General features: G+C 43.5%; 1 protein-coding gene and 3 pseudogenes. 3 read left to right on the top strand and 1 reads right to left on the bottom strand.

Annotation, left to right across the window (positions count from 1 at the left end):
- Positions 1-102 precede the first annotated feature (102 nt).
- The 3 genes and pseudogenes from IQ211_RS18735 to IQ211_RS18725 form a co-directional block, all read left to right on the top strand.
- Positions 103-897 (top strand): annotated as a pseudogene (locus IQ211_RS18735) (integrase domain-containing protein); the annotation flags it as partial.
- 256 nt (positions 898-1,153) lie between these two features.
- Complete coding sequence (locus tag IQ211_RS18730; protein ID WP_189760600.1) at positions 1,154-1,558, top strand: DUF2251 domain-containing protein; 405 nt, start codon at positions 1,154-1,156, stop codon at positions 1,556-1,558.
- Positions 1,559-2,258: 700 nt separating this feature from the next.
- Positions 2,259-2,342 (top strand): annotated as a pseudogene (locus IQ211_RS18725) (integrase domain-containing protein); the annotation flags it as partial.
- Positions 2,343-2,498: 156 nt separating this feature from the next.
- On the opposite strand, the pseudogene IQ211_RS19765 reads toward IQ211_RS18725, so the two are convergent.
- Positions 2,499-2,711 (bottom strand): annotated as a pseudogene (locus IQ211_RS19765) (hypothetical protein); the annotation flags it as partial.

The raw sequence follows: 2,711 nt of genomic DNA, 5'->3' as shown, positions 1-2,711 counted from the left end.
TTTCTCACACATTGGGTATTTTTGCCAACTTTAAACAAGGTAAAAAACAACGCGACTGGCTTCAACAAACGCTCGTTATTGGGTGTTAAAGTTGAGCATCGCGTTAACTTTCTAAAGGATAAAGGCATTAAGCTCCGACAAATGGACAGCCTGAAAGCCAAATACATTGAGCGCTATATTGCTGAGCGTAAGGCCAACAAGATCAGCCACCGAACCCTGCAAAATGAGATGTCAGCACTGCGGACGATTTTAAGGCAGGCGGGCAAGCATAAACTGGCCGCACCGGATAACGCCCGCCTGAGTAACCGGGCACTGGGTATTGTCGAGACGAGTCGCACAGGCACTAAAACAGCATTAATGCCTGCGGAATTTCAGGCGGTTTTCCAGCAGGTTGAGCAAAAAGACCGGCGCGTGGCGGCGGTCATGCAACTGGCCTATGTGCTGGGGTTACGTACCAAAGAAGCGGTAGAAGCCTATAAATCCTTAGCCACCTGGAAAAAAGCGCTGGAAAACGGACATACCTCTGTGCGGGTAGTCTTCGGCACCAAAGGCGGGCGGCCCAGACAGACGCTGATACTGGATCGGGAAGCCTTACAACACGCTATTGCCTACGCCGAGTGTGAACAGACAGGGCGTAGCGGCAAACTGATTGATAAACCCACGATCACGCAGGCCATAGATCGTTACCGATATATTGTCAGAAGTGCAGGACTGACGGGTGAGAAAGCCCCACACAGTATGCGCTACCATTTTGCCCAGCAATCCGGTGCATATTACAAAGCGCAGGGTTTCAGCGAGCAGGAAGCACAGGCACTGGTATCGATGGATTTAGGGCATGGCGATGAGCGAGGACGCTATATCAGGCAGGTGTATTACCAGGAAGGTGAGGCGGAATAACACTATTTTCCCTGATAAAGGTAATTATCTAGATTAATCGCTACCCTGCCTGACCGTCAGCTATGAGCGAGGTATTGTCATTCACACCCTAAGAATTACACTGTTAGGTGATTCAGGGTAAGCAATGGATGTGAGATTAAATGAGAACATCAATACCAATAAATTGCGTTAATCAATGGGGAGTAGGTCCTAGTTATTTACACTGAAACCTGCAATATTGGAGAGTACACAGGTATAGATTATAAGGAGATTCAAAATGGCAATACTGGTTACGGTTCAGGCTCAACTCATTGTCGGTGAAGCGCAGGTGATAGAAAGTCTGGCTCCGGAAAGTTCATTTGCTGCAGTGTTTGAAGACGATGGAGAAACTGGGTATTTCTATGCTCTTGATGAAACTGTTGATGGTAACCCCATTCAGGATGCTCTGCATATTTACAATGCAGAAGAAGTTTCAGACGGGCAAATTCCATCTGACGTAAAGATTGGCTGGTCAGAAGACAGCAGGAAATGTGTGCTTTTGATTAATGGTTATCCGCACGGTGTGTTTAATTTCGATACTAAAAATGGATACTGTCGGAGCGGCTTTCCACCCCCAATTAATCGGGAGTGGTCTATTTCGGGGCACGAGTGGAATGATGCCGTTGATAATTTTTTCAGATGACTTATGAATAGGCTATTGCTAAACTCCCCATTGGCTAGCACGCTGTGGTGTTTCAAATATCCGCTTCTGGCAATGTCGGTAATGAGCGAGGTATAGTCATTCACACCGCTTTCAATGGCGTAAACAGGCTTGCGCACTCGGCAAGGTCCAGTCCTAAAACCAGAAAGATACGTAAAATTGCTATTCTGATTTTCGTACCGAGCTTGGTTTGTACAAATTTGAAGGTTACACTGTACAAAATGACAGCGAGTAAGATACTGAAAGTACTGGGTGATCCAGAGTTAACGGCATGCGATAGATAGGGAGAATCCCATAGTTCCTTGGTAATTAAAAACACATAAGATGGAATGAAATTTTGAACTCAAAAATCTATCAGTTTCCAGATACAAACATATTTATCTAATGCAAGCCACTCCATGGGTCATAATGAAATGGACACCCCCATGAACTCAACTGGTTAAAATGGAAAGAATATGATGAAGTTTGTTTGATAGTATCCCGCCCTGTCCAGGCTGAAATCGACAGACAAAAAGGTGGCGGTAATACAAGGTTATCTGCCAATGTCCGTTCCTGGCACAAAGCCGACTTTCTGATTGGATTTCGATCAGATCATTAATAGTGTCAGATCGAGTCTTAGTTGGTACAACTCACTCGCTTTTGTCCAGAAGTGAGTTGGAGCAAGTTGTCTGATTTGGTCACATTGGCATCAATGGATTTAGGGCACGGTGATGGACGGGGACGCTATATCAGGCAGGTGTATTATCAGAACGGCGAGGTTGAATAATGCGTTTTTTCCTGCCAAAGATATTATTACTGTACTGACAGGTTGTTAATTATTCAAATCGCCACTGTAGCTATTCGAAAATTATATAAATTCACTGTCTGTCTCCTATTCGGATTGTAGGGATTGTGTATACAGCCCCTACATGACACTGAAAAATCAAATAGAAAATGCATTTCTTTTTTGATATTTTTCGATTATTTGATTCTTTCTTATTTTATAACCATCAAATTGTTTTTCGGTTCTTTCCTTTATACGCTTAATTCGTAAATTTATGTGTGCATCAGATGAAACCTTAGCATTTGATATGGATAGGATGGATTTTGTTGTTAAAAATTCTTCTTCAGAATCATTACATACATAGATTAGTGC

The sequence above is a fragment of the Xenorhabdus griffiniae genome (assembly GCF_015163655.1).
Taxonomy (GTDB): Bacteria; Pseudomonadota; Gammaproteobacteria; order Enterobacterales; family Enterobacteriaceae; genus Xenorhabdus; species Xenorhabdus griffiniae.
Note: the sequence above shows the minus strand (reverse complement) of the source record. Positions and strands in the feature narration are given on the sequence as shown.

What these genes read in the sequence shown, in the direction of transcription:
- IQ211_RS18730 (WP_189760600.1), top strand. Translation starts at nt 1,154, where the DNA reads ATGGCAATACTGGTTACGGTTCAGGCTCAACTCATTGTCGGTGAAGCG.